This is a genomic window from Mucilaginibacter sp. P1_A3, assembly GCF_056406855.1.
Genome location: NZ_JBFTZJ010000011.1, coordinates 67,818 through 85,011, shown reverse-complemented (window position 1 = coordinate 85,011; position 17,194 = coordinate 67,818). Strand labels below are relative to the sequence as shown.

15 protein-coding genes and 1 pseudogene are annotated in these 17,194 nt (G+C 42.3%); 8 read left to right on the top strand and 8 right to left on the bottom strand.

Features of this window, described 5'->3' with window-relative positions:
• Positions 1 to 114 precede the first annotated feature (114 nt).
• Positions 115 to 813, bottom strand: a complete 699-nt coding sequence (locus tag AC1D0K_RS23045; protein ID WP_295714076.1) for a PH domain-containing protein — start codon at positions 811 to 813, stop codon at positions 115 to 117.
• A gap of 59 nt (positions 814 to 872) precedes the next feature.
• Positions 873 to 1,859, bottom strand: coding sequence for an acyl transferase (locus AC1D0K_RS23040; protein WP_477392529.1), 987 nt, complete (start codon positions 1,857 to 1,859; stop codon positions 873 to 875).
• Between the two features lie 248 nt (positions 1,860 to 2,107).
• Here AC1D0K_RS23040 and AC1D0K_RS23035 point away from each other — a divergent pair, with 248 nt between their 5' ends.
• The 3 genes from AC1D0K_RS23035 (at position 2,108) to AC1D0K_RS23025 (ending at position 4,313) form a co-directional block, all read left to right on the top strand.
• Positions 2,108 to 2,587, top strand: coding sequence for a DUF1203 domain-containing protein (locus tag AC1D0K_RS23035; RefSeq protein ID WP_477392531.1), 480 nt, complete (start codon positions 2,108 to 2,110; stop codon positions 2,585 to 2,587).
• Positions 2,588 to 2,683: 96 nt separating this feature from the next.
• Entirely contained in the window at positions 2,684 to 3,355 is a 672-nt protein-coding gene (locus tag AC1D0K_RS23030) for a lipid-binding SYLF domain-containing protein (RefSeq protein WP_477392533.1), read from the top strand.
• Between the two features lie 292 nt (positions 3,356 to 3,647).
• Entirely contained in the window at positions 3,648 to 4,313 is a 666-nt protein-coding gene (locus AC1D0K_RS23025; protein ID WP_477392535.1) for a lipid-binding SYLF domain-containing protein, read from the top strand.
• Between the two features lie 98 nt (positions 4,314 to 4,411).
• On the opposite strand, the gene AC1D0K_RS23020 is transcribed toward AC1D0K_RS23025, so the two are convergent.
• The 4 genes from AC1D0K_RS23020 to AC1D0K_RS23005 form a co-directional block, all read right to left on the bottom strand.
• Positions 4,412 to 4,759, bottom strand: coding sequence for a hypothetical protein (locus AC1D0K_RS23020; protein ID WP_295714060.1), 348 nt, complete (start codon positions 4,757 to 4,759; stop codon positions 4,412 to 4,414).
• 5 nt (positions 4,760 to 4,764) lie between these two features.
• Positions 4,765 to 7,206 (bottom strand): penicillin acylase family protein, encoded by a 2,442-nt coding sequence (locus AC1D0K_RS23015; protein ID WP_477392538.1) that lies wholly within the window; start codon positions 7,204 to 7,206, stop codon positions 4,765 to 4,767.
• A 35-nt stretch (positions 7,207 to 7,241) separates the two neighbouring features.
• Positions 7,242 to 7,814, bottom strand: coding sequence for a thermonuclease family protein (locus tag AC1D0K_RS23010; RefSeq protein ID WP_477392540.1), 573 nt, complete (start codon positions 7,812 to 7,814; stop codon positions 7,242 to 7,244).
• 157 nt (positions 7,815 to 7,971) lie between these two features.
• The gene (locus AC1D0K_RS23005) at positions 7,972 to 8,331 is read right to left on the bottom strand and encodes a VOC family protein (protein ID WP_477392542.1); all 360 of its coding nucleotides are present in this window, start codon (positions 8,329 to 8,331) and stop codon (positions 7,972 to 7,974) included.
• Positions 8,332 to 8,560: 229 nt separating this feature from the next.
• Here AC1D0K_RS23005 and AC1D0K_RS23000 point away from each other — a divergent pair.
• Positions 8,561 to 9,707, top strand: a pseudogene (locus tag AC1D0K_RS23000) (DUF3095 family protein).
• Between the two features lie 141 nt (positions 9,708 to 9,848).
• Complete coding sequence (locus AC1D0K_RS22995; protein ID WP_295714049.1) at positions 9,849 to 10,109, top strand: (2Fe-2S) ferredoxin domain-containing protein; 261 nt, start codon at positions 9,849 to 9,851, stop codon at positions 10,107 to 10,109.
• A gap of 796 nt (positions 10,110 to 10,905) precedes the next feature.
• On the opposite strand, the gene AC1D0K_RS22990 is transcribed toward AC1D0K_RS22995, so the two are convergent.
• Together AC1D0K_RS22990 and AC1D0K_RS22985 are read right to left on the bottom strand one after the other, a co-directional pair.
• Complete coding sequence (locus AC1D0K_RS22990) at positions 10,906 to 11,436, bottom strand: ferritin (protein ID WP_295714047.1); 531 nt, start codon at positions 11,434 to 11,436, stop codon at positions 10,906 to 10,908.
• A gap of 109 nt (positions 11,437 to 11,545) precedes the next feature.
• Entirely contained in the window at positions 11,546 to 11,908 is a 363-nt protein-coding gene (locus AC1D0K_RS22985; protein ID WP_477396667.1) for a hypothetical protein, read from the bottom strand.
• Positions 11,909 to 12,097: 189 nt separating this feature from the next.
• Between AC1D0K_RS22985 and AC1D0K_RS22980 the strand changes: the two genes are divergently transcribed.
• From AC1D0K_RS22980 to AC1D0K_RS22970, 3 genes are all read left to right on the top strand, one after another.
• Entirely contained in the window at positions 12,098 to 13,960 is a 1,863-nt protein-coding gene (locus AC1D0K_RS22980; RefSeq protein ID WP_477441422.1) for a glycoside hydrolase family 13 protein, read from the top strand.
• Between the two features lie 45 nt (positions 13,961 to 14,005).
• On the top strand, positions 14,006 to 14,653 hold the full coding sequence (pgmB, locus tag AC1D0K_RS22975) for a beta-phosphoglucomutase (protein WP_477396671.1): 648 nt from the start codon (positions 14,006 to 14,008) through the stop codon (positions 14,651 to 14,653).
• Positions 14,654 to 14,788: 135 nt separating this feature from the next.
• Positions 14,789 to 17,098 (top strand): glycoside hydrolase family 65 protein, encoded by a 2,310-nt coding sequence (locus AC1D0K_RS22970; protein ID WP_477396673.1) that lies wholly within the window; start codon positions 14,789 to 14,791, stop codon positions 17,096 to 17,098.
• Positions 17,099 to 17,194 lie beyond the last annotated feature (96 nt).

The following is a 17,194-nucleotide window of genomic DNA, read 5'->3' as shown; positions in this document are numbered from 1 at the left end:
ATAAGGCTGTTGATTTACCGGTTCCGGTGCTTTTTAATTGAAAATATTTCCAAAACAAAAAAAGCTGCCCTTTTTTGAGGCAGCTTCTTTTGGTAATTATATAATGCTTAATAACTAAAAGTCACTCAGCAAGTCCAGTTTTTTATTGTTGTATTCTTCCTGCGATATCAAACCATTATCAAAAAGCGTTTTCAGCTTCTTCAATTTTTCGGTAAGCTCATCGGGTTTTGGTGTTTCATGAACTATTGGGGCAGGTGCCGGTGGTGCAATAGGTGCCGGTGCTGGCGGCGGTGGTTGAGGCGCAGCTACGGGCGCTTGTGCGGCATATGCCTGTTGCGCGGTTGAAGCATGTGCTGCAGTTGGGTTCTCAAATTGAATAGAGCCAGATTCGGCACGTTTTTGTTCCAGGTCGCGCAGGCGGCGGGCTTCACGCTCAACCTCTTTACGTTCCTGGGCATATTGGTATAATTTACGGCCTTGTATTTTAGGCAGGTAATCAACAGCCATTTCTGCCCCGTTGGTAGTTTTTACACTAAATACTGCACCAATGATTTCTTCTTTAGTATATACATCAACTATATCCTTCCATACAAAATCAACAAATTTGATAGAAAGGCCCAGGTTTGCCGGGGTAAAAAACAATATACGCTTGTTGGTTATAGCAATACAATCAGGAAATAAATTCACCAATGGCTTTTTCTGAACGGCAATATATATTACCTCTTCACCTGAAGAAAGCAGGTCGACCAAACGGGAATAAACTTTTTCAACCGTTTTTGGATCTTGTTCTTCGTTTAAAAATTTCTCAATCATGTTTTTAGCATTTATGATGCGCGCAAAAATAATAATAATACTTCAGTTGGCTATAAGTTTTAAGCAATCAGCAAATTACAGCCACGAATATCGCTCTGGTCAAACCTACCCAATACCTCAAAGGAGCCGTCGACATAAGTTTTACCCAGGTCCTGTGTAGCAATAAACGAGCAGGAATTGATATTAGCCAGGTCAATAACGTTAATGCCCCCGGTTTTACCTGTGGTTAACGTACTGATAGGGTCGTTAGTATCACGGATGATGATCTTCATCCAGGGGGGGCAGTCAAAAATACCATCGCCTTTTGAATAGGCCTGTGAAAGCAGTTCGGTCATGCCATACTCCGAATGAATGGTTTTAACCCCGAAACCCTTACATAACACTTCGTGCAATTCCTCCCGTATCATCTCCTTACGGCGGCCTTTCATCCCCCCGGTTTCCATCACAATCAGTTCGGGGAAATCAATATGGTGATTCTCAATAAAATCAAGCAACCCAAAAGTAACGCCAATTAATAATGTGGGTTTTTTAGCATCCTGCTGTTTTTTTAGCTGATGATAAAGCTCCTCATGGTTGTATAAAAAGAAGCCGCTATCAGGGTTGCCAGATAATTTAATCAGTTCATCAACCATATAAATCAGCGATGAGCCTTCCCGCTCCAGGTAAGAGGGGAGCAGCGCCAGCACCGTATAATTTTTGATGTCGCCATAAAACAAATGGAAGGCATTACAGAAGCTGTCTTCATACCAGGTTTTATCGGTTACATAATGGCTGCTGGTTACCATCCCCGTAGTGCCCGAGCTGGTGAACGTTACTTGAACCGGCTCCTTTGTGCTGAGGATTGGGTGCGATTTAAAAAACTCGATGGGTAAAAAGGGGATTTGATTTACAGTGTTAATTTTATCAGGATTGATTTTTAATCCCGATATAAACTGCCCGTAAACCGCGCAGTTTTTGGCCTGGTAGTTAAAGATCTGTAGAGCTGCCTCTTCAAACTGCTCCTTATTATTTATTGAAAATACCTGTTTTTTATCCGGGATACTCATTTGATGCAAAGATAGGTAAATGTGCAGATGTGCAAATTTCAGAATGTCTGAACCGGAATTTATAGAATTAAGGAATTAACCGAATTTTAAAATACTGCAATGGGAAGCTATACATAAATTCTCAAAATTCTTTAATTCGAAGAATTCGGGTTCAGACAAAATTCCTCTCTTCAGACAAAATCTCCGCAAGTTCCGGGTTTTAAACCAGCCATGATAGCCAGACCTTTGATTTATAAAAATACAACACCATGAATAAATTTAAAATAGTTCCACTTTCAAAAGCCTTTGCTCAGCGGATAAAAGCAACCATGACCGATGATTTTGGTAACCCGGTTATAGAGCAACTGGCTACTGGGCTGGGGCCTTGCCGCATATCCTTAAAACCATTTAACAAAGGCGTGGACAAGCGTTTATTATTTAAGCATTCGCCTTTTGAGGTAGAGAACGCCTATAATCAGCCAGGTCCGGTTTTCATAAATGCTGCCGACGTGGAGGAATACAGCGATGTTTTTCGTTTCCCACCCGAAATTAAGGCCAACAAACAAAGCTTTCCATTGTCGCTTATCGGGTATAATCATGATCAGATGATGGTTTTTACCCGGCTTGTTGGCGATGCTGATGTTGATGAGCTGATAGGGGAGATATTTGATAAAAACAAGGGGGTTGCTTATCTGCATGCCCGTAATGCGCAGGCTTGCTGCTTTATCTGTAAAATTGAACGAATTTAATTAGATAGTTAAATAATTTAATTGGAAACAAAGCGTCCGGTTTCGGGGTTGATTATTTGATGAATGATTAATAATGGTAATTAAATGATCGACCCCATGAAAACAATCAAATTTTTAATAACCCCGCTGATATTGAGCCTCTTTTTGGTGCTGATATCGGCAAAAGCAGGGGATAAGGAAAATGAGCGTGTGCACAGCGCGGCAAATGTGATGAAGGAATTTGGCAAAATGAAGGAAAGTATTCCGGGCGAGTTATTGAAGCAGTATGAAGGTATTGTTATTATCCCCAAACTGATTAATGCCGGTTTGGGTATTGGCGGCAAGCACGGCAAGGGAGTTGCCATGGTAAAACTGGCTGGTGGTAAATGGAGCGACCCTGTATTTGTAACTTTAACAGGTGGAAGTATTGGTTTACAGATAGGCGTACAATCAGTCGATTTGGTTTTGGTGTTCCGCCATAAAGGCGTCCTTACCAAAGTTAAAAACGGCGATTTTACCATAGGTGGCGATATCTCTGCAGCAGCTGGTCCCGTTGGCCGCAGCTCAACCGCCAGCACCGATTATAAATTGGAAGCAGAAGTGTATTCATATTCGCGTAGCCGTGGTTTGTTTGCGGGTATCACCATAAATGGCTCAAACCTGGGTATAGATAAGAAAGGCAACGCTAATTTTTATGGTAACTATGCTACTTCGGCTGATATATTTGCGATGTCAAAAAGTAACAAAGAATCAGTTGCAGTGTTAAAGGAAACTTTGAAAACATTTTAAAGTTCATATCCTCACACAACAGAGCATAGATATTAAAAAAAAAAGCGATGAGTTGTTTAAGCTCATCGCTTTTTAAAATGTGTTTTTTTTCGGCTACCCAATGTTTTCCAGCCTTTCCATAATTACTTATATCCATATCATGCAAGGTTGCAGGTAATTGCCTGTTAACGAAAGCCGATATTGGTAATAGTTGTATACTACCCTATAATTTAATTCATAAACAGCGGCACTTTTTAGGGAGTGATTACGTTGATAACTCTTATAATTGTAATTTATTTACTCCATGAAAACAATGAGATTTTTGAAATTTCCGCTGATATTAAGCCTATTTTTTGTACTGATATCGGCAAAAGCAGATGATAAAGAAACAGAGCGTGTGCACAATGCAGCCAATGTGCTAAAGGATTTTGGCCAGATGAAGGAAAGTATCCCGCCGCAATTGTTAAAAGATTATGAGGGTATTGTAATTATCCCAAAACTGATCAACGCCGGTTTTGGTATTGGCGGCAAACGGGGAAAGGGTGTAGCTATGGTAAAGTTGGGCGATGGCAAATGGAGCGATCCTGTTTTTGTAACCCTTACCGGCGGTAGCGTTGGTTTCCAGATAGGCGTACAATCTGTAGATCTGATATTGGTATTTCGCCATAAAAAGGTGTTAACCGATATCAAAAAAGGTAATTTTACTATCGGGGGCGATATCTCTGCAGCAGCAGGCCCAACTAATAAAAACAAATCGGCCACTACCGATTATAAACTGGAAGCTGAAATTTATTCCTATTCGCGCAGCCGTGGATTGTTTGCCGGTATAAGTTTAAATGGCTCAGGTATTAATATTGATAATAATGCCAATAGCAATTTTTACGGCAATGATGATACCTCACAGGAAATATTTGCCGCGTCAAAAAATGATTCGGAAGCAGTTACTGTATTGCGGGCCAGTTTAAAAGATTTTAAATAATTGATGTTTATATCGTCATTGTGATGATGAAAGCGATCTCCATGCTACACAGATCAGCTCTGTAAGCCGGAGATCGCTTTTATCCTCGCAAATGACAATTACTTATTTTGCGGCTTTTCAAAAGCTTTCTTTACCAATAAGCCCGATAGGGCAGCAAACCCGGCAACTAAGCCACCAACAAGGCCGCTGATCACCAATATAAATCCCCATGACGGTAAATGGAAAAGCTCCGCTATGCGCTTAGCCAATATATGATCGTTTGGGATACTTTTGAATAGTGCCAAAACTATCCATACAATAAATACAGCGCTAAATCCTGATATAAAGGCTTGTCCGGGTGTTTTGCCCGCAAAAAAAGCGGCTAAAAATGCCGCGATGGCCACCACCCACCAGGGTAAAAAGAAACCGCTTGCAAATGAAAGTATGAGTATAATGAGGAATAGCATGATCTTTATTTTTTGTTGCTAATGGTTAAGGTTGTTTTGATGCGATTTGATTTTTCATCTGCAGATTGCATGAAAAGCAGTTCTTTAAGCTGCCCGTTTTGCCAGGTTTTTAGCATATCATCATAATAAAAACTGCCTGGGTTGCCACTTTCTCCGCCCGGTAAAATACCATATCCTTTTACTGTTGGTCCCATTTGTACCACCATACGCCATGATGGACCATGCCCGTTGTTCAACGCGTTAACCGTTGAGCCGGTACCGCCCGATGCAAAATTTCCGGAGCTTAATGCTTCCTGGTTGGTAAGATGCGAGATCTCCATTTTTTTAACGGATCCCCATCGCCAGCTTTTGCCGGGTTTGCCATATTTATGTGTCAGATCGTCAATGGTACTTGTAAACGCATTGTTGATAATATCGATGCATGTTTCTTTTGCCGGGGTACGGATATCATCAAACCATTTTGAATTGGGTTCCTGCAGGATCAGTTTTTCGGTCCGATCCATCGACGGGTAATTGGCCTGCAAGTTTTTCGTAGCAAAATCATCACTCCATATCGTATCATAAACCTTAAGCCACCAGTTACTAAAAATAGTTGCACCAATAGAGTTAACAGAAAAGTTTTTATCCCATGTTTTTACAGCGTTTAAAGCGGCAAGTTGTGTTTGATCAAGCTTTGATGCATCAACATATTTCAACATTGCCGGCATGATGTCCTGTGCCCGTATGCTGTATACATCGGTTTGCAAAATACGCATGCTATCAACTGTGGCTTTTTGCATTACGCTAAGCCGGTCATTAATGCGTTTACCGCGCTGGTATGGCGCAAACGACCAATTGATGTAATAAGGATAAGTTTGATCTGTTGATGATTGATTTGCCGAGCTCACAAATCCCCTCGGCGGATTTTTAACGGTAGGGTTTTGGTCAAAGGGGATCCAGCCATGCCAGTCGTTTGATGGGTCGCTGCCATCCAAAATGAATTTCCCTTGGTCTTTAAACTTCAGCGGGAATTTCCCGTTAGGAGTAATAGCGATATCATTGTCCCTGCTGGCAAATACAAAGTTTGATGCCGGGGCATTAAAATAGGTAAGCGCTTTGCGGTAATCATCATAGTTTTTACCCTTGTTCAGGATGTACATGGTCATCAGCTCGTCCGATTCATCATGCGCTATCCACCTTAACGCGTCGCCAACCGGAACAAAATCTGGTGTGTGCGCTGTGGTTTTACTTTTATCCTCATAAACTACAGGGCCGTGGTGGGTATAAATAACGGTATCATATAATGGTTTTTGGCCACGGATGCCGATCACCTCAACCCTTCGGCTGGTTTTGTTCCATTGGTTATTATACCAGTATTCGTTCTTTTTATCATCCTTAAATTTAACCTGGTACCAATCCAGCACATCTGCGTCAACATTGGTAATACCCCAGCTGATGTTATTATTAAAACCAAGGATAACGCAAGGCGCACCCGGTAAACTTACCCCGTAAACATTTATACCCGGTGCAGAAAGCTGTACCTGGAACCAGATGGATGGGTAGGTTAAATTCAAGTGCGGGTCATTGGCCAAAATAGGATAACCGTTGGCTGTTTTACTGCCGGCAACCGCCCAGTTATTGCTGCCTATACCTTCTTCTTTTACCGCCCGCCGGGCACTATCATTCATTGACGCTAAAAAGCTGGCAGATGGTTTTGGAATAGGTAATGGTTTAAAGCTCCATTTGGTGCCTACCGGGATGATAGGGTCTTCCCTCATCGGGTAATCAGGGAAAAGGTCATTGGTGGCGTTAGCTCCAAAGTGCTTCAATATATTGCTCATGGCAAACTCGTTTGAGCCGCCTGCCAATGTTTCTGACATCAGCTTCAATAAAAATGCACAGTTGATGGGTTTAAAATCTTCCGGGGCATAATCCAGTAACTTAAATTCAAGCGGGTATTGCCGCGGACCAAGCTGGTGTATATAAGCGTTTACACCTTCAGTGTAAGCTGTTATTATATCAGCTATTGGCTTATCGCGCATCATGGCTTTCAGTGTTTTTTCGGCGCCATAAACCATGCCCATGCGGCGGTGGTAACGGTCTATTTCCAATGCCTGAGGACCGGCAACTTCTGCCAATCGTCCGGCCGCGCTACGGGTTTGAATATCCATTTGCCAAAGCCGATCGGTTGCGGTTACATAACCTTGCGCATAATACAGGTCATGCTCGTTTTTGGCAAATATGTGCGGGATGCGGTTCTCATCGTACTTAATAGTTACCTCATCCTGCAGGCCTGGCAGGTTTAACTTATTGGTAGTTAAAATATGCTTGCTCTCGGCGTTTTGCCAAAAGCCATCTGCCGGACTTAAAAATTTACCCAAAGGGGGTACCGGACCAAATTTTGTTTGTAGCACCCAAATAAGGGCTAACGTAAGGGCAATTGATAAAAATGCTTTTATAAACTTCATCAGTTTAGGGAGATATCGCCTATAAAGTTAGCGTTTTAATATACTTCTTCAAGCTTTGGTTTGCGCTTCCTGTAATGTTTTTTAGGTTTATTTTGCAGGCTATCGGGTTTGGTTGCACGGTTGCCCGATTTTTTTTCGCGTCTGTATTCCCATGGGGGTGTTGGATTGGCATCCAGCCACAGGCCAAGTTTGCTTTCCCTGGCTTGTTGTTCCAACCTTGCAAGGTCAGCACTTTGTGAATATTGCTTGTATTGCCAGGCGAAACCATTTTTTACCAATGCATAATTTACATTAGTACCATCCTCCAAAATTACCAGGGCTACAGTGCGGCCATAACGGTCATGTACATTGCCAATTAGCTTCACATACTTTCCAAAGCAAATATCCGAGGTGAACTTTTTAGCTGCCTGCCCAAATGCTTGTGTTTTTTCAGGGCAATCAACCTCGGCCAGCCTGACGGTCATTTCCTGGTTATCACTGCTGAGTAAACCGATGGTGTCGCCATCTTTAATTTTTACAACTTTATATAAATTATCGGGTTTGCGGTTACAACCCCACAGGGTAAAAAGAATGATCAGGAGGAGGAGGGAGGAGTACTTTTTTAACATCTGTTACAAATGTGCAGATTAAAATTAGATGTGCAAGTTTCAGATTTCAGATGTGCAAATAATTTTGTCTGAACCGGAATTTATTGAATTTACGAATTTTTAGAATTCTGTTAATTCCTTAATTCGATAAATTCCGGTTCAGACAACACCTGCACATTTATCTATCCCCATGCAAACTTACCACATTCCCGTCCGGATCTTTGATGGCGAGGAATTTGCCCCATGGTGTTTCATCCACTTTGCCTAATTCGATGCCTTTAGCCGTAAGATCTGCTATATCGGCGTTAAGGTTGTCTGTTTTAATCACCAGACCGCGGGTGCTACCGGCCTTCATTTCGGGAAACCAGTTGACCAATGTAATGGAAACCGCCGAGCCTGGATAGGCCATCTGGATCCATTGTGATTCACCGGGACCAAAAGGCGCTTCAACCAGGACTTCGAAACCGAGTTGGAGGTAAAAATCCCTCGCCTTTAACTGATCAGTAACCGGGATGGAGATAATTTCAATAGCTTTCATGTTATTTGGCCTTATGTTTTTGGTTTAAAAAGGTTTAAAAAATTTAATTGTGGGCTATCAAGTTTATGGGTAACTGATGGCTTGCGCAAATATTTTTTATTTTTTTTGATCCCGGCTTAATTGGCTTTTGTAATTATAAAAAATCAATAATATTCGCTGTCAAAAAGGTAATTTAGTGTTTAGGTTCAATTGGTTATAATCATAGTTTTATAAATGTAGTTATAAATCCATGTTGGCAAATAACGATCACTTTTACGGTAACCTCCTGGTTAACAACATGCCCCTCGGCGAGCTTTTTATTAAAGAGGAGCTCTTTATGGATGTTCCTAATGATTGGCACGTTGTTATTACCGATATTAAAAACTCAACCCTTGCCGTGCTCGAGGGCGGATCGCAAAACGTAAACCTTATTGCTACGGGTAGTATCATATCTGTACTTAACATTGCTTTAAAGGCCCGTATAACCGTTCCTTTTTTCTTTGGCGGGGATGGCGCAACGTTCCTGGTGCCCTCTTCAATTATCAACACTGTTATGAGTGCCTTGCTTTTGTACAAGGATAACACGATGACAAATTTTGAAATGGAGCTACGTACAGGTACGGTACCTGTTAAACAGGTTTATGAGCAGGGATATAAACTGCGGATAACCAAGTTTTGCATGTCCGAAGTATTTTCTATTCCGATTGTTTTGGGAAACGGTTTAAGTTTCGCCGAAAAGCTGATTAAAGGCAATGAAGTTGCACAGAACTATGCCGCGCAATTTGGGGAGGTTGACTTAACGGGGATGCAATGCCGCTGGGACGCAATTGCCCCGCCGCAGAACAGCCACGAGGTTCTGTCATTATTGGTTGTGGCGGCGCATGAAGGCGGGCAGGCCGATGTTTTTAGAAAAGTAATGTGCTATATTGACGAGATTTACGGCGATCCCAAAAAACGACAACCTATTTCGGTAGCCAAACTGCGACTTAAAACAACCTTTGACAGGATTGAGACAGAGCTAAGGGTAAGGATGGGCAACGTTCGCTTTTTTGAGCTAATGCAAACGTGGTTGATCAATTTATACGGGTTTATTTATTTCCGCACCGAAAAGGGAAAGCACTATTCTGGTAGAAATGTCTGATACACTGGTGATAGATGGTAAAATAAATACGGTTATAACCGGCACTTCAGCCCAGCGCAGGCAATTGCAGGATGCTTTAAACAAACTGGAAAACGATGGAGAATTGTACTACGGTTTTCATGTAAGCAGGGAATCCGTAATGTCATGTTACGTACGGGATTGGGACGATGGCCATATTCATTTTGTTGACGGGGCCGAAGGTGGCTATACCAAGGCGGCCAAATTGATAAAGGCTAAGCTTTTAACAAATAAGTAAGATAGGCCTGCACAAATCATGGATTTGTATCAGGAGGCATCGAAATTACGATAATTAGACAAATCGCTGATTCAGATTACTTTAATGGAACTTTATTGTTTTAACTTTGTTATAGCTTAACATTGTAATAACATACCTCATATGAGTAAGTTCACAATACCCGATAAGGTACTGTATGTATGCACCGGGAGTAAATGCGGCAAAAGAGGCGGTAAGGAAATGTATAAACTTGCCAAATCATACATTAAACATCACCACGGAAAAGAAGAAATTGAAGTAATAGAAACGGAATGTACGGACAGATGTAAATTTGCCCCCGTTTGCAGTATCCAACCCGGCAATACCTGGCTAAGTGAATACAGGGCCAAAGATGTATTGAAGCTGATGGATTTAATAGAGTAGAAATAACGTTTTAAAAGGTTTGTCGTCCTGAACGATAAAGTTTCGCGAACCGCTGAACGGGGAAAGACGTAAACTAACCGAGGTTAAGACTCACCCTGTCATCGCTACGTTTGACATCCCTCTCTTCAACTTCGTTGGAAAGAGGGAGTTGGAAATTTAAAATTAGCTTTTTCCCCTCTTTCCGGCGAAGCCGAAGAGAGGGGTGCCGCGCAAAGCGCTGGCGGGGTGAGTCGTTGCCAGCATACAGAGTCGATTGCCAGATATGAAACAATATGTCATCCTCCACTATCGTTCAAGGATGACAAAAAATTTTTGCAAATAGATCATAGGTCCCAATAGGACGACACATGAGATAATAAAAAAAGTCCTTCTGCAATCAGCAAAAGGACTTTTTCGTCCTCTCAGGGTCTCTCCAAAGGAGGACCCTGAGGCGCCATGCAGGTCAAATATGCATGGTATATACCTTAGCAAGCGGCCTCAGGGTCCCTTTTCAAGGAGACCCTGAGGGAACAGGAAGCGGCGAAAGACTTACGAAGTTTTTAAAACTTCGTAAGTCTGGGGTTCAACAACTTGTCATTCTCGAACGCAGTGAAGCATCTATTTTACGCCATGCCTCTTCGCCCTGTACAGTCTGAAAATAGATCCTTCGCTATCGCTCAGGATGACAAAAAAATTTTTTGCAACACATCATAGCTCCCCATAGGATAACAAATGAGATAATAAAAAAAGTCCTTCTGCAATCAGCAAAAGGACTTTTTATTTCAAATCTTTCTCTTAGGGGAAGATTTATAGGGCGTTACGCCCCTGCGTTATATTTTATTTCGCCAACATGTTTATCAATCTGCCAGCGGCCGGTTCCTTCTTCACCTATCACTTCAAATAATTCCAGTGCACGGCGTGCTTTATACTCTTCTTCGCGTTGTTCTTTCAGGAACCAGTTTAAAAATTCCATGGTTATAAAATCCTGCTCTTTCATGCAGCGTGCATATATGTTTTTGATAGCGTTGGTAACGCTGATCTCCTGGTCTAAAGCTTCCTCAAATACTTCACGAAACGAGTTATATTCCTGTTTGATGCCGGTAATTTCCGGAGAGATGGAATTGCCACCCATATCAAGGATGTATTTATAAAATTTTAACTGGTGTAGTCTTTCCTCTTCTGCTTGCTTAAAAAAGTAGTCGGATGAGAAATCATAACCATTACGGTTGCACCATGATGCCATTGAAAGGTATACTGATGATGAGTATGCTTCTTTTTTTACCTGTTGGTTTAAAAGCGTTTCTATCTCGGTAGAGATGAGGCTTTTTATGCGGAGTAAATCTTTCATGATTGGGTTAAATTGAGTTTTTCGAACCTACAGCAGAATTATATACAATAATAATGCTATAAATTCAAATTAGATCAATATTAAAACAATATGAATTTAATCTAAATAACTATACGGAAACAGTAAAAAGCCGTTCATGGAGGATGCGGTTCAATTCCAGCATTACAAAAGTGCCTTCTAAAATTTCTTTAAGGGCGATGATCTGTAAAAGGGACAAAACATAGCAATGATCGCAGGCGCAGATGAAAATGATCTCCACATCAGGATCTTTGGTGGTGTTTAACAGGGCGTGTTCAATATCTATATGATAAACTGCTTTACGGAGTTTTAGCAAACAGCGGTAATCAAATTTGGCAACCTTCCCGGCAAAATCAACATACCAGCAGCGCTCTTCATCGCATTGATAAACGGCTCCTTTTGCTGTTTTAAAAACATCGGTCCATTGGGTTGTTGGGCTAAGTGTTGCAATCATATAATAGTACAAATGTCGCTATTATTTATAATTAATCCAAATAAGATTATTTTTTTTTGATGGCTGATTTATCCCCTTTAATAATATTTAACTTTTTCATACAACAAATCATTTTTATTATAAATTTGAAACGCGGATACTGGTCACAAACCCGTTACGCAACCAATTATTTTTTTTGACCTGTTAAATATGAAAAAAACTTTACTATTTACCTTTTGCTGCTTAATGCTGGCATTGGGAACAATGGCTCAAATACCGGCCCTGGAGCGTGTAGAGCCCATGTTTTGGTGGGTGGGCATGAGCAACCCCAACCTGCAGTTAATTGTTCACGGCGATAATATTGCAGGCCGCAATGTGGTATTAAATTACCCTGGTGTGAAGCTTAAAGCAGTGCACAAAGTTGAAAATTCAAATTATTTATTCCTCGATCTGCAGATTTTTTCATCGGCACGTCCGGGAACGTTCCCGATAAAATTTACAAAGGCCGGTCAAAAGGACCTTGTTTACGAATATGCGCTCAAAAATCGCGATAGATCAGCAGGCCGGGCGCAGGGTGTAACCAGCAAGGATCTGATCTATTTGATCATGCCCGATCGTTTCTCCAACGGCGACGAAAGCAACGACTCGTTTGATAATATGCGCGAAAAAGGTGTTCACCGCGATTCGATGTACAGCCGCCACGGTGGCGACCTGCAGGGTGTCATGAACCACCTGGATTATTTAAAAGGTTTGGGCGTTACCGCCATATGGTTGACCCCCGAAATTGAGAACGATGAGCCACATGCATCATACCATGGCTATGCTGTAACTGATTATTATAAAATAGATCCACGCTACGGTACCAATGACCTGTACAAAAAATTTGTAGAAAAATGCCATGCAATGGGATTGAAGGTTATCAAAGATCTTGTTCATAACCACGCCGGTACAGAAGGCTATACCATTATGGATATGCCGATGAAAAGCTGGGTACACCAATGGCCAAAGTATACCAAATCAAACTTCAGGGATGCCGCGGTGATGGATCCGCATGCGTCACCGATGGATCGTAAGCTAATGGCTGACGGCTGGTTCGACCACAGGATGGCCGATATGAACCAGAATAATACCTATGTGCAAAATTATTTAACCCAAAACCACATCTGGTGGGTAGAGTATTCGGGTTTAGATGGTTTCCGTTTGGATACCTACCCGTATAACGATCCCATTTATATGGCCAAGTGGGCGCAGGATGTTAAGGCCGAGTTTCCTAAGCTTTCCATATTTGGCGAAACGCTGGTATGGTCGGCGGCTAACCAGGCATTTTTTACACAGGGAAATACCGTTAACCGCGGTATGGACACGCACTTGCCGGGCGTAACCGATGGCGTATTGAAAGATGCTATTTATGAAGCTTTAAACGGTAATGATGGCTGGACGGATGGTGTTGGTCGCTTATACTCTGTAATAGCTCAGGATTTTTTATACCAGGATGCTACCCGCAACACCATATTTATGGATAACCATGATATGAGCCGCCTGTTATCCATGGTGAAAGAAGATTTTACCAAGTACAAATCTGCCATGGCTATGCTGCTTACTATGCGCGGTGTACCTCAATTATATTATGGCGATGAGATCCTGATGAAAAACTATTCAGATCCGGACGGTTTGGTGCGTGAAGATTTTGCCGGCGGCTGGAAGGGCGATAAGGACAATAAGTTTACAGCCAATGGCCGCAGCAAAAAGGAAAACGAAGCTTATGATTATGTAAGCAAGCTGGCCAATTACCGTAAAAATACAACAGCTTTGCAAACCGGCAAAATGATGCAGTTTGTACCAGAGAAAGGCATCTATGTATATTTTAGGTATGATGCTCAAAAAACGGTGATGATTATATTCAACAGCAGCGATAAAGAACAAACTACCGCTACCGAAAGATACTTTGAACGGATAGGTGATGCTAAAAAAGCCCGCAATGTGATTACAGACGAACCGGTTGATCTGGCGCAACTTACTATACCAGGAAAAGCCACATTAGTGCTTGAAATTTTACCGGGCGTTACTCATTAAAAATTATATCTTAGTGGCTTTGAGCCATGTATCTAAAAAGTTACAATGAACAATATTAAAGCTTGCATTTTTGATCTGGATGGTGTAATTGTAGATACAGCCATTTATCATTATAAAGCCTGGAAAAGGCTGGCCAACTCATTAGGCTTCGATTTTACCGAGCATCAGAACGAACAGCTGAAAGGCGTGAGCCGTGTGCGCTCGCTCGAACTTATTTTGGGCTGGGGTGGCGTAACTAAAACCGCAGCGGAGCAGGAAGTACTGGCCACCCAAAAAAATATCTGGTATATGGAGATGGTAAACCAGATGAAACCCGATGAGATACTGCCCGGGGCTAAGAAGTTTGTAGAGATCTGCCGCAAAGCCGGTATTAAAATAGCATTAGGATCGGCCAGCAAAAACTCCATGACCATACTTAACAAGATTGGGATTACCAACCTGTTTGATGCCGTTATTGATGGCAACAAAGTAAGCAAGGCTAAACCAGATCCTGAAGTGTTTTTGCAGGGCGCAAAGGAGCTGAGCGTTGAACCCGAAGAATGTGTGGTGTTTGAGGATGCCATTGCAGGTGTTGAGGCAGCCAAAGCCGGCGGTATGAAGGTAGTTGGCATAGGCCAGCCCGGCGTACTGGATGCCGATCTGGTAATCAGCGGGCTGGATAAAATGACGTTAGATAAGTTATTTAAATTATAGAGCCTCGATATGTCATTGCGAGGAGGAACGACGAAGCAACCGCGAACCATGCAGGCCCGCTCTGTAAGTTCGCGATTGCCACGCTGCGCTCGCAATGACATGTAAAGGCTTAAACATTATTACAATTGGAATTAAATGAAGGACTATATTAAAGTTGATGAATGGAAGATAATTGAAGAGAGCTTTGATCCGCATCATCATCAAATATCTGAGAGCATATTTAGTTTAGGAAATGGCCGCATGGGCCAGCGTGCAAATTTTGAGGAAGCTTACAGCGGCGAAACCTTGTTGGGTAACTACGTTGCGGGAGTTTATTACCCCGATAAAACCCGCGTTGGCTGGTGGAAGAACGGATACCCCGAATATTTTGCCAAAGTACTTAACGCCGCCAACTGGACAATCATTGATATTGTGCTTGATGGCGAGCAACTTGACCTGGCCAAATGCGCGGTAAGTAATTTTCGCAGGGAATTGAACATGAAAGAAGGGTACCTGAAACGTAGTTTTACAGCACAAACCGCGTCAGGTAAGCAGGTTGAGGTGGAGGCATGTCGCTTTTGCAGCATGGTTGATGATGAAACCGCTGCTATAAATTATACCATCACCCCCATAAATTTTAGCGGTGCCATTACCATTACCCCGGCTATTGACGGTGATGTGATGAACAAGGACTCCAACTACGATGAAAAATTTTGGGACGAGATAAGTAAAGAAAATCAGCCCGACGGCGGTTACATTGTAATGCGCACCAAAAAAACAGGTTTCGAGGTGGCAACCGGCATGAAATTCAGTATAGTGCAAAATGGGGAGGCTATCCAACCCAAAACGGAATCTATCCAAAAAGAAAAATACGTTGCCTCAAAAATTGAATTACAGGCACAGCAGGGGCAAAGCATCAGCATTATAAAATATGTGGCTAACCTGTCCTCACAAAATTACAAGTCCGAAGAGTTGGTAGAACAATTAGCTTTAACATTAAAACGCATCACTGCCAAGGGTTTTGATACCATGCTGGCCGAACAAGCAGCGGCCTGGGCCGAAAAATGGAAGCATAACGATATCATCATAGAAGGGGATGTATCTGCACAGCAGGCTATCCGTTTTAATATTTTCCAGTTAAACCAAACTTATACCGGCGAAGATGATCGTTTAAATATTGGTCCTAAAGGCTTTACCGGCGAAAAATACGGAGGCTCAACTTATTGGGATACCGAGGCTTACTGTGTGCCTTTTTATTTGTCAACTGCACCGCAAAAGGTTACCCGTAACCTTCTTTTATACCGCTATAAGCAATTGGGTAAGGCTATTGAAAACGCGACCCTGTTGGGCTTTAAAAACGGTGCAGCTCTGTACCCAATGGTTACTATGGATGGCACCGAATGCCATAACGAATGGGAGATCACTTTTGAGGAGATTCACCGTAATGGTGCTATAGCATATGCCATTTTCAACTATGTGCGCTATACTGCCGATGAAGCTTACCTGGCCGATTATGGTTTGGAGGTTTTGATCGCGATAGCAAGGTTCTGGTCGCAAAGGGTTAGCTGGTCGCAGGATAAGGGGCAATACGTGATGCTGGGTGTAACCGGGCCTAATGAGTACGAAAACAACGTTAACAACAACTGGTATACCAGCAAACTGGCCACCTGGTGTATGGAATATACCATGGAAGTTATTAATAAGGTAAAAGCTGCAGATAGCGCCAAATACAATGCGCTGGTAAGCAAGATCAGTTTTGATGAGGCTGCCGAAACTTCGAGGTTTACCCACATTATTGATAAAATGTACTATGGCTACGATGCAAAGCAACAGGTGTTTTTACAGCAGGATGGCTATCTTGATAAAGAGCAGATACTGGTTAAAGATCTGCCCGCTACAGATCGCCCACTAAACCAAAAATGGAGCTGGGACAGGATTTTGCGTTCATGCTATATCAAACAGGCCGACGTTTTACAGGGGATCTACTTTTTTGAAGACCAATATGATATAGAAACCATCCGCAGAAACTTTGATTATTATGAGCCCCGTACGGTACATGAATCATCACTATCGCCATGTGTACATGCTATATTGGCTGCCAAACTGGGCGATGAGGCGCGTGCCTATGAGTTTTACCTGCGTACCGCCCGTTTAGATCTGGACGATTATAACAACGATACCGAAGATGGCTGCCACATTACATCAATGGCAGGCACCTGGATGGCTGTTGTTGAAGGTTTTGGGGGGATGCGTGTACGGGATGGCAAATTGCTTTTCCAGCCGTTTATACCAGAGAAGTGGGCATCGTTCTCGTTCCATATCGGTTTCCGCGGGGCATTACTGAATATCAAGGTAAGCAAGGAGGGTGTAATGATCAAAAATCTTGCATCTGTTGAAATCACGGTATCGGTTTACGGCAAGGAGCAGTTGGTAAAGCCCAATAGCGAATTATTGGTTGAGGCATAATGAAAAAAAATAAAATTATTGTCTGTTTTACAGCGGTATTCATATTCATGATGCCGCTAATTTCGTTTGCACAGATAAAACATCACCGGAGATTAA

Excerpts from the sequence above, each read along its gene's own strand:
- AC1D0K_RS23045 (WP_295714076.1), bottom strand. The coding sequence starts at position 813 with ATGATTGAGAAATTTTTAAACGAAGAACAAGATCCAAAAACGGTTGAA.
- AC1D0K_RS23040 (WP_477392529.1), bottom strand. The coding sequence starts at position 1,859 with ATGAGTATCCCGGATAAAAAACAGGTATTTTCAATAAATAATAAGGAG.
- AC1D0K_RS23035 (WP_477392531.1), top strand. The coding sequence starts at position 2,108 with ATGAATAAATTTAAAATAGTTCCACTTTCAAAAGCCTTTGCTCAGCGG.
- AC1D0K_RS23030 (WP_477392533.1), top strand. The coding sequence starts at position 2,684 with ATGAAAACAATCAAATTTTTAATAACCCCGCTGATATTGAGCCTCTTT.
- AC1D0K_RS23025 (WP_477392535.1), top strand. The coding sequence starts at position 3,648 with ATGAGATTTTTGAAATTTCCGCTGATATTAAGCCTATTTTTTGTACTG.
- AC1D0K_RS23020 (WP_295714060.1), bottom strand. The coding sequence starts at position 4,759 with ATGCTATTCCTCATTATACTCATACTTTCATTTGCAAGCGGTTTCTTT.
- AC1D0K_RS23015 (WP_477392538.1), bottom strand. The coding sequence starts at position 7,206 with ATGAAGTTTATAAAAGCATTTTTATCAATTGCCCTTACGTTAGCCCTT.
- AC1D0K_RS23010 (WP_477392540.1), bottom strand. The coding sequence starts at position 7,814 with ATGTTAAAAAAGTACTCCTCCCTCCTCCTCCTGATCATTCTTTTTACC.
- AC1D0K_RS23005 (WP_477392542.1), bottom strand. The coding sequence starts at position 8,331 with ATGAAAGCTATTGAAATTATCTCCATCCCGGTTACTGATCAGTTAAAG.
- AC1D0K_RS22995 (WP_295714049.1), top strand. The coding sequence starts at position 9,849 with ATGAGTAAGTTCACAATACCCGATAAGGTACTGTATGTATGCACCGGG.
- AC1D0K_RS22990 (WP_295714047.1), bottom strand. The coding sequence starts at position 11,436 with ATGAAAGATTTACTCCGCATAAAAAGCCTCATCTCTACCGAGATAGAA.
- AC1D0K_RS22985 (WP_477396667.1), bottom strand. The coding sequence starts at position 11,908 with ATGATTGCAACACTTAGCCCAACAACCCAATGGACCGATGTTTTTAAA.
- AC1D0K_RS22980 (WP_477441422.1), top strand. The coding sequence starts at position 12,098 with ATGAAAAAAACTTTACTATTTACCTTTTGCTGCTTAATGCTGGCATTG.
- pgmB (WP_477396671.1), top strand. The coding sequence starts at position 14,006 with ATGAACAATATTAAAGCTTGCATTTTTGATCTGGATGGTGTAATTGTA.
- AC1D0K_RS22970 (WP_477396673.1), top strand. The coding sequence starts at position 14,789 with ATGAAGGACTATATTAAAGTTGATGAATGGAAGATAATTGAAGAGAGC.